Source organism: Chryseobacterium gleum (assembly GCF_900636535.1).
GTDB lineage: Bacteria > Bacteroidota > Bacteroidia > Flavobacteriales > Weeksellaceae > Chryseobacterium > Chryseobacterium gleum.
In genome coordinates this window covers 1067361-1090547 of the sequence record NZ_LR134289.1, presented here as the reverse complement: position 1 = coordinate 1090547, position 23187 = coordinate 1067361, and the positions used below count along the sequence as shown (strand labels likewise).

Annotated in this window: 15 protein-coding genes; 10 read left to right on the top strand and 5 right to left on the bottom strand. The window is 37.9% G+C overall.

Features of this window, described 5'->3' with window-relative positions:
* Positions 1–11: 11 nt before the first annotated feature.
* The 3 genes from EL165_RS05035 to EL165_RS05025 all read right to left on the bottom strand — a co-directional run bounded on the left by EL165_RS05035 (position 12) and on the right by EL165_RS05025 (position 5045).
* Complete coding sequence (locus EL165_RS05035; protein ID WP_002978995.1) at positions 12–2969, bottom strand: reprolysin-like metallopeptidase; 2958 nt, start codon at positions 2967–2969, stop codon at positions 12–14.
* A 223-nt stretch (positions 2970–3192) separates the two neighbouring features.
* The gene (gene tatC, locus EL165_RS05030) at positions 3193–4020 is read right to left on the bottom strand and encodes a twin-arginine translocase subunit TatC (protein ID WP_002978996.1); all 828 of its coding nucleotides are present in this window, start codon (positions 4018–4020) and stop codon (positions 3193–3195) included.
* Positions 4021–4085: 65 nt separating this feature from the next.
* Positions 4086–5045: a KpsF/GutQ family sugar-phosphate isomerase gene (locus EL165_RS05025; RefSeq protein WP_002978998.1), complete on the bottom strand. Its 960-nt coding sequence runs from the start codon at positions 5043–5045 to the stop codon at positions 4086–4088.
* A gap of 158 nt (positions 5046–5203) precedes the next feature.
* Here EL165_RS05025 and recQ point away from each other — a divergent pair, with 158 nt between their 5' ends.
* The 5 genes from recQ (at position 5204) to lpdA (ending at position 11030) form a co-directional block, all read left to right on the top strand.
* Complete coding sequence (gene recQ / locus EL165_RS05020; protein ID WP_002979000.1) at positions 5204–7408, top strand: DNA helicase RecQ; 2205 nt, start codon at positions 5204–5206, stop codon at positions 7406–7408.
* 174 nt (positions 7409–7582) lie between these two features.
* Positions 7583–8662 (top strand): glycosyltransferase, encoded by a 1080-nt coding sequence (locus EL165_RS05015; RefSeq protein WP_002979002.1) that lies wholly within the window; start codon positions 7583–7585, stop codon positions 8660–8662.
* A gap of 64 nt (positions 8663–8726) precedes the next feature.
* The gene (locus tag EL165_RS05010; RefSeq protein WP_002979004.1) at positions 8727–9071 is read left to right on the top strand and encodes a hypothetical protein; all 345 of its coding nucleotides are present in this window, start codon (positions 8727–8729) and stop codon (positions 9069–9071) included.
* A 38-nt stretch (positions 9072–9109) separates the two neighbouring features.
* Positions 9110–9496, top strand: a complete 387-nt coding sequence (locus EL165_RS05005) for a cupin domain-containing protein (RefSeq protein WP_002979006.1) — start codon at positions 9110–9112, stop codon at positions 9494–9496.
* Positions 9497–9626: 130 nt separating this feature from the next.
* Positions 9627–11030 (top strand): dihydrolipoyl dehydrogenase, encoded by a 1404-nt coding sequence (lpdA, locus tag EL165_RS05000; RefSeq protein WP_002979008.1) that lies wholly within the window; start codon positions 9627–9629, stop codon positions 11028–11030.
* 126 nt (positions 11031–11156) lie between these two features.
* Here lpdA and EL165_RS04995 read toward each other — a convergent pair whose 3' ends face one another.
* Positions 11157–11603, bottom strand: coding sequence for a hypothetical protein (locus EL165_RS04995; RefSeq protein WP_002979009.1), 447 nt, complete (start codon positions 11601–11603; stop codon positions 11157–11159).
* A gap of 134 nt (positions 11604–11737) precedes the next feature.
* Here EL165_RS04995 and EL165_RS04990 point away from each other — a divergent pair, with 134 nt between their 5' ends.
* Positions 11738–12562: a CvfB family protein gene (locus tag EL165_RS04990; protein WP_002979011.1), complete on the top strand. Its 825-nt coding sequence runs from the start codon at positions 11738–11740 to the stop codon at positions 12560–12562.
* Between the two features lie 41 nt (positions 12563–12603).
* Here EL165_RS04990 and EL165_RS04985 read toward each other — a convergent pair whose 3' ends face one another.
* Entirely contained in the window at positions 12604–16512 is a 3909-nt protein-coding gene (locus tag EL165_RS04985) for a DUF7948 domain-containing protein (RefSeq protein WP_002979013.1), read from the bottom strand.
* 178 nt (positions 16513–16690) lie between these two features.
* Between EL165_RS04985 and EL165_RS04980 the strand changes: the two genes are divergently transcribed.
* From EL165_RS04980 to EL165_RS04965, 4 genes are all read left to right on the top strand, one after another.
* On the top strand, positions 16691–17284 hold the full coding sequence (locus EL165_RS04980) for a TetR/AcrR family transcriptional regulator (protein WP_002979014.1): 594 nt from the start codon (positions 16691–16693) through the stop codon (positions 17282–17284).
* An 88-nt stretch (positions 17285–17372) separates the two neighbouring features.
* A complete protein-coding gene (locus tag EL165_RS04975) occupies positions 17373–18740 on the top strand; it encodes a TolC family protein (RefSeq protein ID WP_002979016.1) in 1368 nt (455 codons plus the stop codon).
* A gap of 6 nt (positions 18741–18746) precedes the next feature.
* Positions 18747–19808: an efflux RND transporter periplasmic adaptor subunit gene (locus EL165_RS04970; RefSeq protein WP_002979019.1), complete on the top strand. Its 1062-nt coding sequence runs from the start codon at positions 18747–18749 to the stop codon at positions 19806–19808.
* Positions 19809–19815: 7 nt separating this feature from the next.
* Entirely contained in the window at positions 19816–23004 is a 3189-nt protein-coding gene (locus EL165_RS04965; protein ID WP_002979021.1) for an efflux RND transporter permease subunit, read from the top strand.
* Positions 23005–23187 lie beyond the last annotated feature (183 nt).

The following is a 23187-nucleotide window of genomic DNA, read 5'->3' as shown; positions in this document are numbered from 1 at the left end:
ACATGTTAGTTTTATTTTTTGATGAATTTCAGGTTGGTAGTAGCACCTTTATCTTCAATTGAAATGATATACGCTCCTGTACTTAATTTTGAAACAGAAATTTTATTATCATTAATCTGGCCGTTCATTACTTTCTGGCCTGCCATATTGGTAATAATAAACTGAGCTTTGGATGAAATCTGAGTTACATTTAATACATCACTAACCGGGTTAGGATAGATCTGAATAGAGCTCTTATCTTTCACTGTCTCACTTGTGGAAAGCTGCTGCTGGATAAGTACCGGATAATCTTCAACTTCACCGTACTGCTGGTTGCTGCATCCGCTGCTTGGCTGGCTTTCATATCCCAATACCACTCTCATAATAACGTTTCCTCCGGTATAAGCATCTGCAGGTACAGAGAATGTTCCGGAAACCGGTGTTGCTATGTTTGGTGCACTGGTGTAGATGACTTCAGATGAAGAGAATACTCCGTCTTTGTTGAAGTCTATCCATGCTGTTACTCCGTCATTATATTGTGCGCCTGTCCATGCTTTGGTAATGCTTATATTGTTCCCTGAAGATCCGGACATAAGAGTGATCAGCTTCGAAGGGTCGGAAGTATAATCCGTGTAAGGAGTATTGCTGCTGCTGTTTGAAACAGGGTTCATTCCCGAAGGCGTTACCGTAACATTGGAAATATATTCATCAGCTGCGTTTGTTCCTGTTATTGAACATCTGGCAAATGAAGACGTTGTAAAATTGGTTGATGCTGAATAAGAACCCAGCGTACCTGCGCACACATTAGCCACCTGTACTTCATATTGAGTTGATTCAGTAAGTCCTGAAATTGTATATGAGTTCGTTGAAACTGGAACAGTGGTCCAAGTGGCAGTTCCCACTTTTCTATACTGTACAGAATAGGATGCTCCTACCAGAGCTGCCCAGTTTACAGATGCCGAAGTTCTTGTAATTCCTGTTACAGTAATTCCGGTAGGGGCAGATGTTGTACAGGCACTTGCAGATGCGGAAACAGTAGCATTTCCAATCGCATAGAATACGTTATCAATAGCACTTACTCTTATTTTTACACTGGCACCTGTTGCCAAAGAAGAGAATGAAAACGGTTCAGCACCATCATTCGGAGTAGATGGGGTAATTACCGTCCATGTGCTTCCATTGTCTGTGGTATAATCTATTTTAACATTCTGTACATTATACGGAGCGCTATTTGTGTTTACCACATCCCATGTAACCGCTCCCGGTGTATTATTATAAACAGTAGCTGATGTTACTTTAAACGGTCCTTCGTTTCCTATATCCACTTTCATCAGACTGCTTTGTGTCTGTTGTTGTGCAACATCAGGGTTATTGTCTCTTACCGTTACCTTGAAATTCATCGTTCTTGGGATGTTAGATACGGTTTCCCAATCTGCAGCACTGGTAAGCGTACCATTAAGAACATTTGAAAACTTAGGGAAATAGCGTGTAGGATTAGTGGTTGGCATCAGAGATCTGAAGTTGGCCCCATTATTTCTGGTAGCACTTACCGGTCCGAAAGCAGAAGTTGCCAGATCATATTGCTCCCAGGTATATGTCATCGGATCATTTTGCGTGTCTGTTGCAGAAGCGGTTAACACAAAAGCTGTTCCTTTAGGGATCATTTTACTGGCCATTGGCTGGATTGAAGGAGGGGTATTGGCTACCGGAGTAATAATACCACAATCCTGAGAATTGACATATGCTCCTACTTCCTCAATATTTTTAGTATGAAAATAAGCATCAGAATGCATCTGAACATTATAGTTGGTAATACCGGCGTATCCCATGATAGTAGATCCGGATCCCGGTTCCATATGAGCACCATGCAAAGCAATAGACATTGTATGGGCAGCACCAAACTGGTGGCCGATTTCATGAGCTACAAAGTCTATGTCATAATTATCTCCGAAAGGCTGATCCGGAGTGGAAGGTGAAGTGATTCCCGCACCTTTTGAAGTTGCATCATTGTTGCTCGCAGGGTTTCTGCAGACATTTCCTACATCCCCGGCACTTCCGCCGCCGCCTCTGTGGCCAAAGAAATGTCCTATATCATAGGCATTGTTGCCCACACCTGGCGTATTGGTAAGAGTTTGCTGAAGCTGAAGGTTCCATGCTGCGGGAGCACTATATGTACCATTTGTATTGGTTATTACATTCGAATAAGGATCCGTAGCGGGATCTGGAAATATGAGCTGAGGAAGATCCTGCACAATCATATGGATTCCGAAGTCTTTTTCGAACACACCATTTACACGGTTCATTGTTGCATTAATACGTGCCGCTGCCAAAGGAACGCTTCCGGCAAGCTGTGTATATTCACCGTTTACGGAGATGGCGATTCGATAGGTTCTGTACTTTTGTTCACTGCTTTTATTAAAACCTCCGCTATTCAAAACACTTTTTGTCTTAAGCAGCTTATTCATCTCTTTTTTTGCTTTCTCAGGCTCAGAAGTTCTGCATTCGAAAGGGTCTTCATGAGATTTATTGGATTTGAAAAAGACTCCGTAAACATCTTTTTCTTTGTTGATGGGTTCTATGAATTCGTATTTTCCTGTATCGGCATCAAATACCATGGACTGGAAGTCATTAGGTGCAGTACTGAACCGGATTCGTTTATGCGGGCTATCCAGGCCAATACCTGAATAAGCTCCCAATTCATAACGGTCTGCCATAGACTTTTCTACTACAGGCGAGCTGTATACTGAAAATCTTTCAATTTTTCCGTTGGCTGCTGGAATAAAAACAATTACAGGGCTTCCTCCCATACCGGCTTCAGGAGCATTTTTCAGCTGATCTCTCAATGCAGAAAGGTCAAACTTATAGGCATATTCTACCTTTACTTCTTTCCTTACCGGTGCCACTTTCTCCGAAACCGGTTCCCAGCGTTGTGCCTGTAAACCGCTCAGACCTAAGGCCAATGCACAGACGAGAATAATTTTCTTTTTCATATTATTTTTGATTGTAATTAACGTTTTAAATATAGTGTATTTTTTTTAATATTTTGTTGGTAATTCAGTGTTAATTGTCCCTAAATTGATAATATTAGTTAAATTTTGCAATTGTTTTAAATTGAATTAAGAATAAATATAATTAAGGTTAATATTTTTATATAAAAAAGCGCTGCTATTCATACGAATAGTAGCGCCTGTATTTTTTTTAGTAAAATATTAATTATTCTTGTACTGCCGGAAGATTTCCATTGCTTTTCTGAACCTTTTTATAAGTGAACGTACACATCATAATACTGAATTCATACAAGATCAGCAGCGGGAAGGCAGCCATCAGCATACTCAAAACGTCAGCAGGGGTAATAATTGCAGCAACTACCATAATCAGAACAATAGCGTGACGACGGTAAGTTTTCATGAACACAGGTGTAAGGATTCCGATGCTGGTAAGGAAATAAATCAGGATAGGGAAAAGGAATATCACTCCCATACCTAAAACTACCTGTAAAAATAAAGTGGTATAATCACTTAAGTCATAAAGAGGAACGATAATATCCGAAATTTTAAAAATAACCCCAAAATTAACAGCAAACGGAAGGATTAGAAAATAACCGCATAATACTCCGGTCATGAAAAGCATCCATACTGCATTGATGATATAAATTGAATTCTTTTTCTCTCTCGGGTGTAAAGCCGGACTGATAAAGCGCCACAGCTCCCATACAATATAAGGAAACGCAGCTACCATCCCGCCGAAAACCGATACAGCCATCATTACATTGAACTGCTGATACAGCCTCTGCACACGGACAGGGAAATCTTTTGGAAGATGAATGCTGTCTTCGCCCAAAATCATTCTCGAAAAATGATTAACAATTCTGAAGGTAGGGAAATCATTTCTGGTAGGCCCAAAAAAGATATGGTCCATAATCCAGTTGATGTTAAAGCCCACTACAAATGCAGCAACTATGATAGCAATAATCGAACGGATCAGGTGTCCTCTTAATTCTCCTATATGTCCAAGAAAGGACATGTCTTTACCTTCGCTCACGGAATAAAATTTTTAAAGGGCAAATTTATAAAAAAAATGACAGAAGTGAATCTGATTTCTCAGTTCTAATTGATTCCTTCGTCCAGCAGTTTATGCAGATCAATAATACCGAAATATTTTCCGTTTTCTGTAACAACCAGCTGACCGATATTATTTTCTTTCAGTATTTTCATTGCTTCTTTAGCCAAAGCATCTTTTTCAATGGTTCTCGGATGGGCAGACATGATGTCTTTAGCCAGCACCTTGCTGATGTCTTCGCCTTTCATCAGCATTCTTCTCAGATCTCCGTCCGTGATCACCCCAATAATCTGGTCTTCATTGGTGACTACCGTAATTCCATGGCTTGATGCACTGATGGAAATAATGACATCTCTTATCGGAGAATCTTCAGTAACCTGAGGTTTTTGTGAAGATAAAAACTGCTCAACTTTAGAAGTCAGGTTTTTTCCTAAACTTCCTCCCGGATGGAATTTGGCAAAATCATTAGCTTTGAAATCGTTCAGTTCCATCAGAGCAACGGCCAAAGCATCTCCTAATGCCATTTGTATAGTGGTAGAACTGGTAGGTGCAAGTTTATTGGGACATGCTTCAATATCAACATGAGTATCCAGAATTACCTCTGAAAATTCCGCCAGTTTGCTGGTCTTGTTTCCGGTCATTCCGATCAAAGCAGAAGAATAATCTTTTAAATAAGGAACCAGATTGGCAATTTCAGGCGAATTTCCCGAATTGGAAATGCATAAAACCACATCCTGTTTCTGAATTACTCCAAGATCTCCATGAATAGCTTCGGAAGCATGCAAAAACTGAGAAGGGGTTCCTGTAGAATTTAAAGTAGCTACAATTTTATTCCCGACATGAGCAGATTTCCCTATTCCTACTACAATAAGTTTCCCATTTGCTGAATGAATAATCTCTACTGCACGGGCAAACTGGTCATCAATTCTGTTTTTTAATTTTTCCAGTTCGGAAATCTCTATTTCTAAAGTGCTTTTTGCAATTGATATAATGTTGGTTCTATCCATTTTACGATGATAAGGTATACAAAAAAGTTCTTAAAAAACGTTATATTTTAAAAAGAATATTTAATATAAATTTTATTTTTTATAAATTCGTTCGCTTTTATTTTAAGCAGAATTTTTATAACTTTGGGTGAGATGCAAATTTAGCAATAGAAAATTAGATGAGCGCAAAAAAAGCCAATTTATCAGGCGAATTGAAAAAGTATTTTGGGTTTTCTACATTTAAGGGCCAGCAGGAACAGATTATAGACAACCTATTAGGAGGGAAGGATATATTTGTTTTAATGCCTACAGGTGGCGGAAAATCATTGTGTTACCAGCTTCCGGCACTTATTTCGGAAGGTACAGCAATAGTAGTTTCGCCCTTAATAGCGTTGATGAAAAATCAGGTAGATGCAGTAAACGGCCTTTCATCTGATGATGGGGTAGCCCATGTACTGAATTCATCATTAAACAAAACACAGACCAAACAGGTTTTTGACGATATAAAAAGCGGCAAGACCAAACTTCTGTATGTAGCTCCTGAATCATTAATTAAAGATGATTACCTGGATTTTTTGAAGGAAGTTAAAATTTCTTTCTTTGCTATCGATGAGGCCCACTGTATTTCAGAATGGGGGCATGATTTCAGACCGGAATACAGGAATCTGAAACAGATTATAGACAAAATTGCCAATGTACCGGTAATTGCTTTGACGGCTACTGCCACTCCTAAAGTTCAGGATGATATCCAGAAAACTTTGGGAATGACCAATGCATTGGTATTTAAAGAAAGCTTCAACAGACCTAATCTATACTACGAAGTACGTCCGAAAGTTAACGTAGATAAGGAAATCGTTAAATTTATCAATCAGCATAAAGGAAAATCAGGAATTGTATACTGCCTGAGCCGAAGAAAAGTTGAAGAGTTTGCCCAGCTTCTGCAGGTAAACGGAATCAATGCGCTTCCTTACCACGCCGGTCTTGACCAAAAGGTAAGGGTGGCAAATCAGGATAAATTCCTGATGGAAGAGGTGGATGTAATTGTGGCAACCATTGCTTTCGGAATGGGAATTGATAAACCGGATGTTCGTTTTGTGATCCATTATGATTTTCCGAAATCACTGGAAAGTTATTACCAGGAAACCGGAAGAGCAGGAAGAGACGGAGGCGAAGGTCACTGTCTGGCATTCTATGATCCGAAGGATATCGAAAAACTGGAAAAATTCCTGGCTCAGAAACCCGTGTCTGAGAGAGAAATCGGATTACAGCTTCTGAATGAAGTCGTAGGCTATGCCGAAACTTCAATGAGCAGAAGACAATATATCCTGTATTATTTTGGAGAAAGTTTTGACCCGGTAAAGGGTGAAGGTGCCAGGATGTGTGACAACTCATCCAACCCGCCAAAATTAAAAGATGCAACTGCCGATTTGAAAAAAGCGCTGGAGCTGATTCATGATACGGGAGAAAAATTCAAGGCGAAAGACCTTATTTCTGTTATTGCAGGGAAAGAAACTGCGGTAACAAAATCTTACAAGCTTGAGCAAAGTTCTTATTTTGGCTTCGGAAAAGAAGAAAAAGACAATTACTGGAAAACGATTTTGAGACAGGCCACTGTTCAGAATTTTTTACAGAAAGATATTGAGACATATGGCGTTTTAAAGATTACTGACAAAGGAAGAAATGTTCTGAATGGTAAATCTAAAGATGTCTTTTTAATTGCAGAAGACAGGGAATTTGATCTTACCCAGGCAAAAGCAGAGAGCGATCAGGTACAGCAGCAGGCCGGAGGAGGTCTGGATCAGAACCTTTTCAACCTGTTGAAAGAATTGAGAAAAAAAGTGGCCAAAAAGCATGGAATCCCGCCTTATACGGTGTTTATGGATCCAAGTTTGGAAGATATGACAGTTCAGTATCCGATCACGGTAGATGAAATTACCAAAATCTATGGAGTAGGAGAAGGAAAGGCCAAAAAATACGGTAAAGAATTTGCAGATTATATCAAAACATACGTTGAGGACAACAATATAGAACGTACTCAGGACATGGTATTGAAGCAGGTGGCCAATAAATCAAGCCATAAAGTATTCATTATCCAGAGCACAGATAAAAAGATTGATCTTGAAGATATTGCAAGAGCCAAAAACCTTTCTATGGATGAACTCCTGAAAGAAATGGAAAGGATCGTGTATCAGGGAACCAAGCTGAATATCGATTACTATATTGAGGACAATTTTGATGAAGATATTGTAGATGGTTTCATGGAATTCATGAATGAATCTGAAAGTGACAGCATGAAAGTATTGCTGGATGAATTCGGGGATGAGCTTTCTGATGAAGAAGTGAGAATGTTGAGAATTAAGTTCATCAGTGACGTCGCGAATTAAAAAATCAGTATAATTAAAATATAAAATAAGCTCTTCATCTGAAGAGCTTATTTTATTATAAGTTCGTTTAAACTTTTAATTCATAGTTAATTTCTGTTAACAATCATCCCAAACGGCCATCTTCATCCTTCCAATATTTGAAAGATAACTAAACTTTTTAGTAACTTTGATAAGATGAAAAAAATATCTGTCATATTTATTCTGCCGGACTTAGAAACCGGGGGCGCAGAAAGGATTGTAACCACCATTGCAAACCATCTTTCCCGAGATCGGTTTGAGCCTAAGATTTTGTTGCTACGTAAACAGGGCGGATATTTGAATTTCCTGAAAAAAGATGTCGAAATTATTGATATCAATACCGAAAGAATAAGACATTCATTAAGACCTATTTTGGGAGAGATCTACAGAAGAAAACCGGATGTTGTTTTCTCAGGTTTTGGCGAAGTAAATGCCTACCTGTCTCTCTTTATCAAACTATTTCCGAGAACAAAATTCATTGCTAGAGAAACTAATGTTGTGACTCAGCATGTTACCCGTAAAGAAATTAAATTTTTCTACAACTTCTATAATAATTATCAGAAAATCATTGCCCAGAGTGATGACATGCTCAAAGATCTTGTTGATAATTTTAATATTAAGAAGAAAAAGATTGTTAAGATCAATAATCCTGTAGACTTTGATTTCATCGAAGAGAAAATGGCTTTGTCTTCAAAACCTGAATGTTTCAAATACAATTATAAGAATGTGGTTGCCATTGGTAATCTATCTTCCAGAAAAGGATTTGATAATCTTCTTAAGGTTTTTTCAAGGCTTAAAAATGAAAACATCATGCTTCATATTTTAGGTGACGGAAAAGATAAAGATCTTCTGCTTCAGACAAAAGAACTTTTGGGACTGAAAAAAGTGATCTTCCATGGAAGACAGGATAATCCTTACCAATACTTAAAATTTGCTGATTTATTTGTCCTTTCTTCAAGATATGAAGGTTTTCCCAACGTTCTTCTGGAGGCAGGTGCCTGCGGAACTTATTCCCTGGCCAATAATTGTCCCGGAGGAATTAATGAGATTATCCAGCATAATATTAACGGAGAAATTGCAGATATTGAAAATCATGACCGATTTGCACAGGAGATCGTGAGGATTCTTCAGAGCAATTATAATCGGGATGCTATTAAAAATTCGATCAAATCAAGGTTTTCAAAGAATATTATACTGGACAAATATGAAAAGGTGTTACTGGACTTAATGAAGTAGCTCCTATTGTCTATTTGACTTATGCTGTTTTATTTCTTTAAATTTGGGGCTAAAATAAATCGTAATGAATAAAATCCCGAAAATAGGATGTGCCTGTGAAAAACCTGATTTCAATTATACAGAATTCAGAAGTTCGGAATTAGGTATAGATCATACTAACGGAAGATATGGAGAAGTAACGATTCAGCAGTGCAAGCTGTGCCAAAGGATATGGATTCATTATTTTGTGGAATATGAACATTATTCCAAATCAGGAAGATGGTACAAAGGAATTGTTTCGAAAAAAGACCGGCCAAATATCACTCCTGAAAATGCAGTGGAGTATCTGGAAAGTCTTGAATGGTATGTGTATGGAGGTTCGTTTTTTGAAAGTACGGGAACTATTGGGCAAGGAACCTTGAACGTATAATCTTCTATGCTGATTTATTAACATTAAATATCAAATCCATGAAGCCATTTATAATTGTTGCTGTAATGCTTAATTCTGTTGTAATGATAGCTCAGCAGAAGACAATCTCCAGAAAAGAGCTGTTAAAAACTGTTATTGATCAGAAAGTAAAATCCACGGAGATTCAGGAAATCACAATGGCTGCAGGGCAGGGAGCTCCCGAACATCTGCACCCTTGTCCCGTTTTAGGGATAATCAGTTCCGGCGAAGCTGTTTTTCAGATAAAAGGACAGGAGAAAGTAGTACTTCACAAGGGAGATGCTTTTTATGAGCCTAAAAATGTGAAAATTCTTCATTTTGATAATGCGTCAGCTGAACAGCCACTTGTCTTTACCGCCATTTATCTGAAGGAGGGAAGTGAGGAAAATATAAAGTTCATAAAATAATACTTTTCATCAAACTAAAGCATATAATTATCATTTTTAAAATTGATAAAACTCACTTTGGTGCTTGGTAATTTATATGTAAATTTGTGAGAATTAAGATAGATAATAATAAACAAATTCATACAATAACATGAGTCAATTCGATGTTACCGTAATAGGTTCCGGTCCCGGTGGTTATGTTGCAGCGATCCGTGCAGCACAATTAGGTTTCAAAACAGCAATTATTGAAAAATATTCAACTTTAGGCGGAACTTGTCTTAACGTTGGATGTATTCCGTCAAAAGCGCTTCTTGACAGCTCTGAGCATTTCGAAAATGCAAAACATAATTTTGCAGGTCACGGAATTATTATCAACGAGCCGCAAGCGGATATCGCCAGAATGATCGAACGTAAAAACGAAGTGATCAAGCAAAATACAGACGGAATCAGCTATCTGATGAACAAAAATCAGATTACTGTTTTTGAAGGAGTAGGAAGCTTCGAATCTGCTACTCAGATTAAAGTAACTAAAAACGATGGTTCTTCGGAAACAATCGAATCTAAGTATACCATCATTGCAACAGGTTCTAAACCTTCTACATTGCCTTTCATTACTTTAGACAAAGAAAGAGTGATTACTTCTACGGAAGCTTTAAACCTTAAAGAAATTCCTAAGCATTTAGTAGTAATCGGTGGTGGAGTTATCGGTCTTGAACTAGGTTCAGTATACCTGAGATTAGGAGCACAGGTAACAGTTGTTGAATTTATGGATAAAATCATCCCTGGAATGGATGGAGCTTTAAGTAAGGAATTGACTAAAGTTCTTAAAAAGCAAGGAATGAAGTTTATGCTTTCTACTGCGGTTTCTGCGGTGGAAAGAAACGGAGATACTGTAAAAATCACAGCTAAAGATAAAAAAGGAGAAGAAGTAGTTGTAGAAGGAGATTACTGTTTGGTTTCTGTAGGTAGAAAACCTTACACATACGGTCTTGGACTTGAAAAAGCAGGTGTTGAGCTTGATGAGAGAGGAAGAGTTAAAGTAAATGATCACTTACAGACTAACGTAGCTAATATCTATGCGATAGGTGACGTTATCAAAGGTGCGATGTTGGCTCACAAAGCTGAAGAAGAAGGGGTTTTCGTTGCTGAAACATTGGCAGGACAAAAACCTCACATCAATTATAACCTGATCCCTGGTGTTGTTTACACATGGCCGGAAGTTGCAGGAGTTGGTAAAACTGAAGAGCAGCTGAAAGAAGAAGGTGTAGCTTATAAAGTAGGATCTTTCCCGATGAGAGCTTTAGGTAGAAGCCGTGCAAGTGGTGATATCGACGGTCTTGTTAAGATTATTGCAGACGAAAAAACTGATGAGGTTTTAGGAATGCACATTGTAGGAGCAAGGGCTGCTGACCTTATTGCTGAAGGAGTAATTGCAATGGAATTCCGTGCAAGTGCTGAAGATATCGCAAGAAGTTCTCACGCTCACCCAACCTATGCAGAAGCTATTAAAGAAGCTGCATTGGATGCTACTGCAAAAAGACCAATCCATATGTAATAATTGATTAAAGATTTAATCATTTAAATATAAAAAGGAGAAATCAATTCGGTTTCTCCTTTTTTTTGTATAAAAATCTAATTAGTTTTTAAAATTTCATCTACTAATTAAAAATAATAACGGTTTTTATATTATTTTCATTTTATCATAAAACTTAGAATACTTAGGTGCAATATTGAGCTGTATTCCAAAAGTCACTCCTTTAAAATATTTTTCTTTATGAATTGGAAAGGCATAGCCGGTATTTAAAAAGATGGTATTGAATAATGAAATACCAATTCTTGGCTCCAATGAATACTGATTTCCTGATATCCCAAAAAGTAATCCGTTATCGATAAAATTAATATTAGCTTCCGGAATGAATTTATCGGTCTGATTAATGCGGGTATAGAGAAGAGAAGGACCAACTACTATTGATTTGTAACGGCTTTCTCCAAATCTGTATTCCAGGCCTGCCTGCAGGACGTTTCTTCCGGTGTAACGGTATGAAATATTCAATGCAGTTTTCTCTAAAATCTGGGCTTTTACAAAAAACATTGAAAAAAACAGAAACAGAATGCCATATTTTTTCATGATTATTTTTGTTCAAATGTAAGCGTTTTTATGGTCTTTATGAAAGATGTAAATGAGGCTTCAAGAATTATAATCGTATTGACTAGGTTCGCATCTTCAAATTTCCGTAACTTTGTCAGCTAATTTTATCATCAATGCAACTCGGAAAAACTCAGACTTTAACAATTTCAGAAAAAATTAATTCAGGATGGATCCTCGTAGACGAATCCGGTGAGAAAGCTTTTCTTCCTAAAATTTTCATTCAGGATGAAAAAGAAACAGGTGAGGAAGTTGAAGTATTTGTGTATCAGGATGACGATAAATTAAAGGCAACTACTGAAATTCCATTAGCTGAAGTAGGAGAATTTGCGGTAATGAGCTGTGTACAGAGTCTTCCAAGCGGAGCTTTTATGGATTGGGGAATCATTAAAGACTTATTTATTCCTTACAAGCAGCAGAAAACCAAAATCATCGAAGGAAAGAGATATCTGGTATATATCTATGTAGATGAAGATATGGAACTGATTACAGGTACTACTAAGTTCAAAAGAAATCCTCAGTATGATGAACTTCCGTTCAAAAAGGGGGATAAGGTAGATCTGATCATGATGAACGAAAGTGAACTGGGCTGGAATGTGATCATCAATAAGCAATACATTGGCCTTATCTATGCTTCAGATGTTTTTAAAAAGCTGTATCCGCTGTCAGAAGAAAAAGGATATATCAAAACAATACGTGAGGACGGAAAAATTGATGTTTCTTTACAGCCGGAAGGTTTTGAAAATATTGACGAGTTCAAGCAGAAAATTCTGAACAAGCTGGAAGAAAATTACGGACTTCTGTATGTCTCCGACAAATCTTCTCCTGAAGAGATCAAAGATGAGCTTCAGATGAGTAAGAAAAACTTTAAAAAGGCGATCGGAGGACTTTATAAAGATAAGATTATTGATATTTTAGATGATAAAATCAAATTATTATAAAACTAAAAACGGGCAGAAATTTCTGCCCGTTTTTAGTTTTATTACCGGTTCTTAATCAGAAGCCATCCGTTATAGATTCTTCCGTCAGAAACTTTTATGGTGTACCAGTAATTTCCGGTAGAGATCGGGTGTGATTCATATTTCCCGTCCCATTGAAAAGGTTTACTTTTAATAATTTCTCTATAGATTGTAACTCCTCTTCGGTCATATAAACTGACTTCGGTTCCCGGATAGTTTTCCAGTCCTGCAATTCTCCATGTATCATTGATTCCGTCACCATTAGGACTGATCGCATTGGGAATATTAAAGATTGAGAAGCTCTTTTGTCCAATGATACATCCGGATTTTGTTTTTACATAAACAGTATATTCTCCCATATTCAGATTGGTGAAGATATTGGAATCCTGCCATGTAAAATTGTTTAAAGAAAACTCATAATTTCCGCTCTGAGAAAGAATAACAGTCGCTGTATTGTTCGTGATATTTACAGAAACAATATGGGCTAAAACAGAATAGCTCACCTGCGTTGAACCTGTATTTTCACATCCGAATATATTGGTCACTTTCACAGTATAAGTTCCGGGAGTCGTTACCGTAATGGTTTGAGTAGTTGCTCCGGTATTCCATTCGTAAGATTTAAATCCTGGTCCGGCATCCAGTACAACTGATTTTCCTTCGCAGAAATCAAGTGTAGCAGGTAACTGAACAATAGGTTTGGGATTTAATGTCAGGTTTAATCTTATCACTTTAAAGCATCCGTCCGGTGTTGCAACTCTTACGTGAATAAGTGTTGTTCCTATATTTAAAATATAAGCTGAAGGATTGGAGATAGGATTTCCTGCGGTATCGGTATAAGTGAAAATATAAGAGCCTGGATTATTAATAATACTTCCTTCAAAAGAGTGAAGATTAATAACCATAAAATTTGAAGTTGTAGTATTACACTGTACCTGTGTGATATCTTTTGCAGGCACATTATCTGTGGATAGAGTTACTGTAATGGCCAGTTTTTCAGATTCACAATTGTTTAAGGTCTGAGTTACAAAATAGGTTTGTCCGTTTACAAGAGGAGTTGTTATTGGAATTACATTTCCTGCAGCATTGTAGAATTTCAGAGATGTTCCTGTTACAACAATCTTTTCTATTGTAGGGTTGGCAGAGGCACAGAAATCCTGGTTTACATTGGCTGTTGGTTTCGGAGTATTATTTATGGTTACCTGAACAGCTGTTTTATTACTTTCACAACCATTGATCGTTTGAGATGCATAATAGGTCTGTCCATCGATAAGAGCAGTTGCAGCAGATAAAATATTTCCTGTGGCATCATACCATTTTATATTCTGACCTGTAATCTGAATATCAGAGATCTTTGGAGTATTGGTAGCGCAGAAAGTTTGTTGGGTGCTTGTCGTTACTGGAAGAGCAGGAGAGGATACCATTACATTCTGATTCTGTGTGGTGGTATTTCCGTTTCCATCGTTATAAGTCCAATGGATGATATAGTTTCCTGGGGTGGAATAAGATAAAGGATCTGTTGTTGTTGCTGTAACAGTTCCTGCACAGTTATCTGTTGCAGTAGGAAACCCCGTAATTGTCGTATGACAGTCCCCTGTAATATCAGCCAGAGTAGTGATATTGGGAATAGGAGCGATATTGTCACCCACAACAACGTTTACTGTGAAAGTACCATCACAAGCGCCGGATCCTGAGACCTGACATGTATATGCACCGGCATTGGCTGCTGTTGCATTGGGTATTGCTGGGTTTTGCTGATTGGAAGTAAAACCGTTAGGCCCTGTCCAGTTGTATACTGTTCCTCCTGTCGCGTTCAGCTGAAGCATACCGTTAGGACATACGGGAGAATTAGACGTCACAACAGCAGTTGAAGTGCAGTCCTGAAACTTAGCGATAAAAATGTCGTTTCCTCCTCCTGGTGATTGTTGAAAAGTTCCTGGTGTAGCAATGCCGGAGGTATTTCCGCCTGACATTCCGGCAAGGTAAATAGCGCCGTCATTATCTTTTGTAACTTCACTTTGTTGTGTAGCTCCATTTCCTGTATAATAAGTTCCCCATTCTTTTACATCATTCTGGTTGTATTTAATTAGGAATGAAGAAATATACATTCCAGGCATTCCCATATAGGCTCCTGGGGTTGATATGTCAGGTTGTCCGCTTGAATGCAGTCCGGTAAAGAAAACATTTCCGGAAACGTCGGGATATGCTAATAGCTGGGGTTCACCCGTGAAATTGAAATAATTTTTTGTAATAGTATTGTTGGCCAGGTTTACTCTCCAGATTCCTGGTTGTCCCAAAGGAAAAGCGGACGTAGAATACTTCCCTGGCAAAATTAGAGTATTATTTACAATCCTTGCTTTCCATATAAGTTCTGATCCTGCATTGCCATAATAGCTTGAACGCAGGATAGTATTGCCTGATTTTGAAAGCTGTATATAAAGTCCGTCTGATTCACCGCCTTTTACAGGTTGAAAAGCATTAACCATAGGAATCGTTGAAGATTGCGTAGCACCAATGATTTCAAGATTGTTATTCGAAGAGAAAATCTGAAAAACTGAAGTGGAACCATCGCTGCTCCCCAAATAAGTTGCCCAGTCAACACTACCGCTTGTTGAATTTAAAGATGCTAAAATTCCATCTGTGTATCCGATAGGAGTAGACTTTGCAGGTTGCATAGCGTTGACAGTAGGGAAATCAGAGCTAAAGGAATGTCCTCCAATGTATACGTGGTTTTGATTATACGAAACTGAATAAAGCTCACTTTGTCTGGTAGAAACAAACTCTTTTTGAAAAGCAAGGCCGCCATTACTATTAAATTTTACTAAAATAATATTTTCATTATATGGCCCTCTCTGAACTCTTCCTCCAGCATAAATATTAAAGCTTTCATCAAAATCTACATCGCCAAAAACATCTGTCATTCCAAAGCCATAATAAGTTCCCCAAAGTTTTTGCCCATTTTTTGTGAGTTTCATCAGAAATGCATCAAGTCCGCCGGCAACATTTTGCTGATAAGTTCCGCTGGTAGCAAAGTTGGTCGTACTATTTGTGGTTCCAAATAAATAACCGGTACTCTCAATATCTGTTTTTATCCTGCCATAATCATCACCAAATCCTCCCGCATAGCTTCCCCATATTCTTGTGGGTACAGGATCTATAACCATTATTTTATCAGAAGTATTTAATGGAGTGTTAAACCCAAAAGTCTGATCACCAAGATCTTTAAAAGAAACATCAATGCTTGTTTTTGTATTTCCCAAAATCCAGCTGTTAGGAATATTTTCGTGCATTTCCCCAAACCGAACATTCATAGCTAGTTTTCCATCTTTTATCAAAGTAGGGGCACCGTTAAATTTCATTTTAATATCTGAAATTTTTCCACCAGGATTGATGATGAAGTTATACTCAATGGGTTTTAATGTATCATTGGGTTTGAAGAATACCAAATCAATATGAGGATATATATTTTTATAGCTGATTTTTTGATATCGGTGAACATTCGTAATACCTTTTGAGTTTTCCGGTAGATTATAATAATTTTCGTAATCAGGTGATTTCCCTTCAGGTAAAATAGTAACTTTTTTATTTGAATTGATAAGCTCAATGTCTATTCTGTGAGTTAATTTTTCATAAATGTACTGATCTATATCAGATGACGTTGGCGTCGGAACTGTATTTTTTGTTTTTTTTGAAAAATCAGGATTTAAGGTTTTCTTAGTTTCATAAATATCATAAGAAAAACCATTAGAATGCAGTTGTACATTTAGACCATTAGAGTGAAAAAGATATTTCACATCGTTATTTTCTTTGCCATTCTGATCTATAATTTGCCCTCTGTTTTCATAAAAGTGATAGAAATTGTTTTTAGAAATTTTCTTCTGTGAAAATAGAATTGCTATGCTCAAAATTGAGAACAGCGAAAGAATTTTCTTCATTGGGTTATTAATTTTGCGGCAAAGATATAAAAATAGACTTCTTATTAAATAATAAGTAATCGTAAACTTTAATAACAGAATATGACGGATGTCATGACTTTTTTGTTTAATTTTTTTGTTTAACAATTTTGTCAAAAATAAATTTTACTATAAATTTGCACAAATTTGTTTAACGAAAATGTCAAATCAAGCAAAAAAAGACCAAACACAGGAATTGATCAAGGAGACAGCGAAAAATTTGTTCTTTGTGAAAGGAAAATTTGATGCTACTACGCAGGAGATCGCAGATGAAGCAGGAGTGAACAGGACCCTTATTAATTACTATTTCCGTTCCAGGGATAAGCTTATTCAGATCATCTTTGATGAAGCACAAAGAGTGGAACAGGAAAAGTCGAAGATCATTCAGAATTCTGATCTGCCCTTTAAAGAAAAGATCAGCAAATTCATTGAAAGCAGCCTTTCTACAAGCCTTCAGTATCCGTATCTTGAAACGTATATCGTATCTCAGATTAATAAAGGAACCTGCCATCACAGGGAAATTGAGGAAGATATCCTGAACGAAATGTATCGTGATATTGAAAAGGAAATGGAGTTGGGAAATATTGAAAAAATGGCACCGGTGCAGTTTATTCTGAATATGGTTTCGCTGCTGGTATTTCCAAGTGCCATACGACCGTTATTTATGGAGAATCTTTTAATTAATGATGAAGAATATGATAGGATTATTTCTGAACGAAAAGAAATAATTATCAATATGTTATTTAAAAATTAATAAAAACTAAAGTATTTCTGATGATGATTCGTCAAATAGAAATAAATAATGAACGAATTAAATAAAAAAATAAACGAAGTATAAAATTATGAATAGAAAACGTATAACTGCTACAAAGCTAAAAATTGGGATAGCTTCAGCATTTATGATTTTCGGTTTTTCATTGGTGTCTGCCCAGCAGCAGGTTTCCCTGCAGGAAGCAATCAAACAGGCCCTCCAGAATAAGGCAGAAGCAAAGAAAGCTGCTTTACAGGTTAAAAAAGCCGAATACAAGATTGATGAGGCCAGAGCCGGGGCTCTCCCTCAGATCAGTGCAACAATAAACAATACGTACAATCCTATTTTGCAAAAATCTGTTCTTCCCGGTGAGGTTTTAGGTAAACCTGGTGAGCTGATTCCTGTTGCCTTTGGAACGAAATGGCAATCTGTAAACGTAGTAACTCTTAATCAGAACGTTTTTGATCAGAGAGTTTTTATTGGTCTTAAAGCAGCAAAATCTACAAGAGAGTTCTATCTTTTAAATTCGGATTTAACCAACGAGCAGATTATTGAGAATGTTGCCACAGCATATTATCAGGTGTTCGTACAGGAAGAGAATCTTAAAACGGTGGAAGAGAGTTATGCCAATACGGAAAGGGTAAGAAACGTTATCAAAAGTTTGGTAGATAATGGTCTTGCTAAGCCAATTGACCTGGATCGTACCAATGTTCAGCTTACCAATATCGGTTCAAACAAGCAGCAATTAATTAATGCTGTTGAAGTGTCAAAAAATTCATTGAAGTTCTATATGGGAATCCCTATTGATACACCTATTGAACTTGAAGAAAAAACAATTGTACCGAATCCACAGCTATTGGACAGCAATGTAAACCTGGAGACGCGTTCTGAATTAAAAGTTTTAAATAAACAAAGAGAGCTTCTGGAATATAGCAAAAAGGCAACTATTGCCAATCTTTATCCTACGGTAGGACTTTCAGCTAACTATGGCTGGCAGGGGCTTGGGAATAAATTTCCTTATGCTACGGGATCAAGCCAGGGAACGAACTGGGGAGACTATGCTTCCATTGGTTTAGCGATTAAAATTCCGATTTTTATGGGAGGGGCTACCAAAGCTCAGATTCAACAGGCGGAAATCGATATTCAGGATCTTGATCAGGATATACAGAACCAAAAACTGAACTTGAGTTTAGATTATAAAAATGCAGTTTCCAATATGGAGAATGCAATAATCAATATTCAAAGCATGAAAGATAATGTGGACCTGGCAGAAAAAGTACAGAAAAATACTCAGTCCAACTATCAGTATGGTTTAGCAACACTTACAGAAGTATTGGATACTGAAAATGCTCTGACACAGGCTAAACAGAATTATGCAAATGCATTACTGGACTATAAGCAGGCTGAAATCAAAGTCATTAAAGCAAAAGGAGAGTTAAACACATTACAAAACCCATAATAAACAATGAAAAAAACTTTAATATATATCATCGTAGCAGCTGTACTGGTAGGTTTGGCCGCTTATAAGATTGCAGGTAACAAAGAAAAGCAGACTCAGGAAGTAAAAGAGGTTGCCAAGCAGGTAGATAAAATCAACGTTAATATTGTAACCGTTACAAGAGAAAATATTGATACAGACTACTCAGCCAACGGAACTTTCATTCCTAAGCAGGAAATGAACCAGTCTTCGGAGATCTCAGGACGTATTGTAAACGTTTTGGTAAAAGAAGGTTCAAGAGTAGGTGCAGGCCAGGTTCTGGCAACCATCAAAAGAGATGCTATCGAAGTGGATGTTACCCAGGCTCAGAATAATTTGCAGAATGCTATTATTGATAACCAGCGCTATGAAAACGCATACAAAACAGGAGGAGTTACAAAACAACAGCTTGATAACTCAAGATTACAGCTTAAGAATGCTCAGGCTGCAGTAAAAGCTCAGGGTGTAAAAGTAAACGATACAAGCATCCGTGCAGGAATCAGCGGTACGATCAACAAGAAAATGGTTGAGCCGGGAACCGTTGTTTCACCGGGGACAGCAATGTTTGAAATCGTTAATATCAACAGCTTAAAACTTTCTGTTTTAGTAGATGAAAGCCAGATCGGAAAAATTCAGTTAGGTCAGGAAGTTCCGATTAAAGTAAACGTTTTACCTGAAGATTCCTTCGTAGGAAGAATTACATTTATCGCTCCTAAGAGTGATGCTTCTCTGAATTTCCCTGTTGAAATCGAAGTTCAGAACAAAGGAAACCTTAAAGCCGGTATGTATGCAACCGCTAAATTCAGTACCAACAACGGTGCGGAAACCCAGAATATGCTTACCGTTCCTGCAGAAGCATTTGTAAACGGAGTAAGCTCAGGACAATTATTCATTGTTCAGAATGGCGTTGCAAAATTAATCAAAGTAACCATCGGAAAAGTTTACGGAGATAAAGTTCAGATTTTAAGCGGATTGAATGGCGGAGAGCAGGTAGTAACCAGCGGACAGATCAATCTGGACAACGGATCTAAAGTAAACATTATAAAGTAGAACGTTTATGAAGTTAGCAGAAATATCGATTAAAAGACCCTCGCTGGTAATTGTATTATTTACAATTCTGACGTTGGGAGGTATCCTGAGTTATACGCTCATGGGATACGAATTGATTCCGAAGTTTGAAACCAATATGGTAACCATTTCCACGGTGTATCCGGGAGCTTCACCTGCAGAGGTGGAAACATCCGTGACCCGGAAGATTGAAGATGCCGTAGGTTCCCTGGAAAACGTTAAAAAAGTAGAATCTTCTTCATACGAAAGTTTATCCGTAATCATGGTTCAGCTGAACGATGGTGCCGATGTAGACTACGCTTTGAATGATGCCCAGAGAAAGGTAAATGCGATCCTTGCAGACCTTCCGGAAGACGTAAAAGCGCCGTCTCTGAATAAATTCTCCTTAGATGACTTACCGATTATTACGATGAGTATTTCATCTGATAAACTGAACAGTAAGGATCTTTATGACTTACTGGATAAAAAGATTGAGCCTATTTTCTCCCGTGTAAACGGTGTAGCTCAGGTTGACCTTGTGGGTGGACAGGAGAGAGAAATCCAGGTAAATCTTGATGAGAAAAAATTACAGGGGTACGGACTTTCAATCGGAGACGTACAACAGGCTATCCTTTCATCCAACCTTGATTTCCCTACAGGAAGTCTGAAAACAAGAACTACAAAATCTACGATCAGACTTTCAGGAAAATATAAATCTATTGAAGAGATGAACAACCTTGTAGTTTCCAATAAAAACGGAGCTCAGGTACGTTTATCCGATATCGCAACAGTTTTCGACTCTCAGAAAGATGTAGAAAAAGTAGCGAGATTCAATCAATTTCCTACCATTTTAATGCAGGTTAAAAAACAATCTGATGCCAATGCCGTAGCGGTATCTGAAAGCGTTCAGAAAACAATTAAAACAGTAGAAGAAGCTTATAAAGTTCAGGGTGTAAAAGTAAAAATCGTAAACGATACTACAGAATTTACCCTTGAATCAGCCAACCACGTTATTTTCGACTTATTCTTAGCGATTATCCTCGTGGCAATTGTGATGCTATTATTCCTTCACAGTATCAGAAACGCGTTTATCGTAATGGTTTCGATCCCGGCTTCATTGGTGGCAGCGTTCATCGGTATGAACTTAATGGGATATACCTTGAACCTGATGAGCTTACTGGGACTGTCACTCGTGGTAGGTATCCTGGTGGATGACGCGATCGTAGTACTGGAAAACATTTACCGTCACATGGAGATGGGTAAAAGTAAGATCAGAGCGGCGTATGACGGAGCATCAGAGATCGGATTTACCGTTGCTGCGATTACATTGGTAATTGTGGTGGTATTCTTACCGATCGCGATGAGTTCAGGTCTTGTGGCCAACATCCTTGCCCAGTTCTGCGTCACGGTAGTAATTGCAACCTTATTATCATTGCTGGCTTCATTTACCATCATTCCTTGGCTATCATCAAGGTTCGGTAAACTGGAACATTTAACAGGGAAAAACTGGTTTGAGAAATTCATCCTTTGGTTTGAAGGATTAATCGACAAGTTTACACACTGGATTACAGGAATTCTTGAATGGTGTCTGAAAACGACATTAAGAAGAATCTCAACAGTAGTGATCACGTTCCTTGTCTTAATCAGTTCATTTATGCTGGTAGCATTCGGATTCATCGGAGGTGAATTCTTCCCGCCGATTGACCGTGGTCAGTTCCTTGTACAGATGGAATTATCCAAAGATGCAACTGTTGAAAAAACCAACCAGTTAACATTAGAAGTTGAGAAATTCTTAAGAAATGATAAAGATGTTGTAGACCTTATTACAACAGTAGGACAACAGTCTACAGGTTTTGGTGGTGCTCAGGCAACTACTTACCAGTCTGAGGTTCAGGTGAACTTAACAGATAAGTCCGAACGTTCTGAAAGTACCAATATCAAAGCTGCAAAAATAAAAAGACAGCTGGAAGAGAAATTTACTGGTGTTGAATTTAAAACGGCTCCGATCGGTATCATGGGTGCAGAAAATGCTCCGATTGAAATGGTAGTAACAGGACCGGATAACGCTACTGCAGTAAAAGAAGCAACCAGAATCCTTGAACTATTGAAAAAAGTACCGGGAGCTGTGGATGCCGAATTATCAACAGATACAGGTAGCCCTGAAGTTCAGGTAAGTATCGACAGAGATAAAATGGCTTCTTTGGGCTTGAATCTTTCAAGTGTAGGACAGACGATGCAGACTGCATTCAACGGAAATACAGACGGCAAATTCAGAGCAGGGGAGTATGAATATGATATCAATATCCGTTTCGGAGATGTCAACAGACAGTCCATTGATGATGTTAAAAACCTTATGTTTACCAATCCTCAGGGACAGCAGGTTCGTCTGAGCCAGTTTGCCGATGTGAAAATGGGTTCAGGACCAAGCTTACTTGAGCGTAGAGATAAATCTCCTTCTGTAAAAGTAAGAGCAAAAGCGGTAGGTAGACCGGTAGGGGATGTAGCTAATGAATGGGCAGATAAGTTCATGAAGAGCGATAAAAAACCTGTAGGAGTAGATTATATCTGGAGTGGAGATATGGAAAACCAGCAGGAAGGTTTCGGTACGTTAGGAATTGCTTTATTGGCAGCTATCGTATTGGTATATCTGGTAATGGTTTCACTGTATGACAGTTTCGTGTATCCTTTCGTGGTATTGTTCTCAATTCCGTTAGCGATGATCGGAGTAATGGTAATTCTAGCCTTAACTGCCAACTCACTGAACATCTTTACCATGTTAGGGATGATCATGTTGATTGGACTTGTAGCGAAGAATGCGATCCTTATCGTTGACTTTACGAATGCGAGAAAAGCAGCAGGAGCCAATACTCACGATGCTTTGGTACAGGCTAACCACGCACGTCTTCGTCCGATCCTGATGACCACTATTGCGATGATCTTCGGTATGTTACCGATCGCATTGGCAACAGGGGCCGGAGCTGAAATGAACAAAGGTCTTGCATGGGTAGTAATCGGTGGTTTGACATCGTCACTATTCCTTACATTGATCATTGTACCGGTAGTATATTCATTATTTGACTCTCTTTTAAGAAGAATGGGACAACATAAGAAAGTAGACTACGAAGCTGAAATGAAAGCAGATTATGTACACAGAGAACTGAATGAAGACGGATTTACTCCGAAGCATTTAGATAAATAAATTAAACCTTTTAATTAATTGAAAGCGCCTCAGAACTTCTGAGGCGCTTTTTTGTTGATATTTGATGATTTAAAATTTAGTTATATAGGTTTTGGCTAAAGCCATTGGATGATTTTTATTATTGTAAATGGGCTAAAGCCCATTTCTATTGATGATTATTGTGCATTAAGAAAATATTCAATA

Bases quoted from the DNA above. Each gene is read 5' to 3' on its own strand.
- EL165_RS05035 (WP_002978995.1), bottom strand. From the start codon at position 2,969: ATGAAAAAGAAAATTATTCTCGTCTGTGCATTGGCCTTAGGTCTGAGC.
- EL165_RS05025 (WP_002978998.1), bottom strand. From the start codon at position 5,045: ATGGATAGAACCAACATTATATCAATTGCAAAAAGCACTTTAGAAATA.
- recQ (WP_002979000.1), top strand. From the start codon at position 5,204: ATGAGCGCAAAAAAAGCCAATTTATCAGGCGAATTGAAAAAGTATTTT.
- EL165_RS05015 (WP_002979002.1), top strand. From the start codon at position 7,583: ATGAAAAAAATATCTGTCATATTTATTCTGCCGGACTTAGAAACCGGG.
- EL165_RS05010 (WP_002979004.1), top strand. From the start codon at position 8,727: ATGAATAAAATCCCGAAAATAGGATGTGCCTGTGAAAAACCTGATTTC.
- EL165_RS05005 (WP_002979006.1), top strand. From the start codon at position 9,110: ATGAAGCCATTTATAATTGTTGCTGTAATGCTTAATTCTGTTGTAATG.
- lpdA (WP_002979008.1), top strand. From the start codon at position 9,627: ATGAGTCAATTCGATGTTACCGTAATAGGTTCCGGTCCCGGTGGTTAT.
- EL165_RS04995 (WP_002979009.1), bottom strand. From the start codon at position 11,603: ATGAAAAAATATGGCATTCTGTTTCTGTTTTTTTCAATGTTTTTTGTA.
- EL165_RS04990 (WP_002979011.1), top strand. From the start codon at position 11,738: ATGCAACTCGGAAAAACTCAGACTTTAACAATTTCAGAAAAAATTAAT.
- EL165_RS04985 (WP_002979013.1), bottom strand. From the start codon at position 16,512: ATGAAGAAAATTCTTTCGCTGTTCTCAATTTTGAGCATAGCAATTCTA.
- EL165_RS04980 (WP_002979014.1), top strand. From the start codon at position 16,691: ATGTCAAATCAAGCAAAAAAAGACCAAACACAGGAATTGATCAAGGAG.
- EL165_RS04975 (WP_002979016.1), top strand. From the start codon at position 17,373: ATGAATAGAAAACGTATAACTGCTACAAAGCTAAAAATTGGGATAGCT.
- EL165_RS04970 (WP_002979019.1), top strand. From the start codon at position 18,747: ATGAAAAAAACTTTAATATATATCATCGTAGCAGCTGTACTGGTAGGT.
- EL165_RS04965 (WP_002979021.1), top strand. From the start codon at position 19,816: ATGAAGTTAGCAGAAATATCGATTAAAAGACCCTCGCTGGTAATTGTA.